At 60.1% G+C, this 1,480-nt stretch carries 1 protein-coding gene; it reads left to right on the forward strand.

Translation table 11 applies throughout. From position 1 onward, the window contains the following. Positions 1-47: 47 nt before the first annotated feature. Positions 48-1,247 (forward strand): IS4 family transposase, encoded by a 1,200-nt coding sequence (locus tag CLV71_RS47365; protein ID WP_166664561.1) that lies wholly within the window; start codon positions 48-50, stop codon positions 1,245-1,247. The last annotated feature ends 233 nt before the right edge of the window (positions 1,248-1,480 follow it).

Consider the following 1,480-nt stretch of genomic DNA (forward strand, 5'->3'; position numbering starts at 1 on the left):
CAATGCCACTGATTTAGGTGGTGACAGGGCCGGTAGCCTGCCGTCTTGTGGATCTTGAGGCGGGCGGTGACGCGGGTCGGAGCTTGGTCGACCGGGCGGCGGTCGGTGTGCTGGCGCGGACGTTTCCGGTTGAGTTGGTGGATCGTGTGATCGATCAGTTCTGGGTGCGTGAACAGCGTTCCCGGAAGTTGCCAGCTCGGTTGGTGTTCTATCTTGTTCTGACACTGTGTCTGTTTCCGCAGGAGTCGTACCGGTCGGCTGCGAAGATTCTGTTGAAGGCCTTTGGTCGAGGTTCGGATGGCCCTTCGGTACCGACGGCTGAAGCGATTGGAAACGCTCGTCGTCGATTGGGTGCCGATCCGGTGGAAACGATTGTCCGCCATGTAATGCAGCCTGTCGCGGGTCCGGATACGCAGGGTTCTTGGTATCGGGGGTGGCGGCTGGTCGCGGTTGATGGCACCACGTTCACGGTGCCAGACACTGACGAGAACGATGCCCATTTCGGTCGGCCGGGCACCGGTCGTGGGGACGGGAAAGGCGCTTATCCGAAAGCACAGGCCGCGTGTTTGATCGAGTTGGGCACGCATGCGGTGTTCGACGCCCGCCTTGAGCCGTACCGGGTGTCGGAAAACAGGTTGATCGAGGAGATGTTCACCGCGCTGAAGCCAGGGATGTTGCTGCTGGCCGATCGTAGCGTCTACTCCTACCAGCGCTGGACGCGTGCGGCCGCGACAGGCGCTGACCTGCTGTGGAGGGTGCCGTCGCACCTGGTCCTGCCCCCGGTGGAGATCCTGGCCGACGGGTCCTACATCGCCGAGATCGCCCCGCCCAGAAAATCTGAAATAGCACCGTTTCGGGTCCGCGTCATCGAATACAAACTGCCCGTCGTGACCGACGGCAAAGACGAACTGTATCGCCTGATCGCCACAATCCTGGATCCCGTGCAAGCGCCTGCGAAGGACCTGGCCGTCCTGTATCACGAGCGGTGGGACATCGAAGGGTTCTTCAAGCAGATCAAGAGCGTTCAGCTCAACGCCGAAAGGATCTTCCGATCCAAATCGACAGACGGTGTCCGCCAAGAATTCTGGGCACACCTCGGCGTGCATTACGCCACGATGCGCATCGCGGTGGACGCCGCTCATCAAGCCAAGCTGGATCCCGACCGAATCTCTCACAAGGACACCGTCCGCATCATCCGGTCCAGGATATGGATACCGGACTCTTTTCCCCCTCGCCAATCATCATGATCACTACCAGCGCCTCCTGGACGAGGTCACCCTCGAAACCAATATCGAACGACGAGACCGCAGTTACCCCAGAGTGATCAAACGGAAAATGAGCAACTTCCACGCCAAACGACCTCATCACCAACAACAGCACTGTCACAGCCGCCCATCCCAGACAGCAGTCACGATCACGCCACCGTCCAGGCCCACACGCCGCAAGCGATCAGCCAAGACGATCTAAATCAGTGGCATTG

The sequence above is a fragment of the Actinophytocola oryzae genome (assembly GCF_004364325.1).
Lineage (GTDB): Bacteria > Actinomycetota > Actinomycetes > Mycobacteriales > Pseudonocardiaceae > Actinophytocola > Actinophytocola oryzae.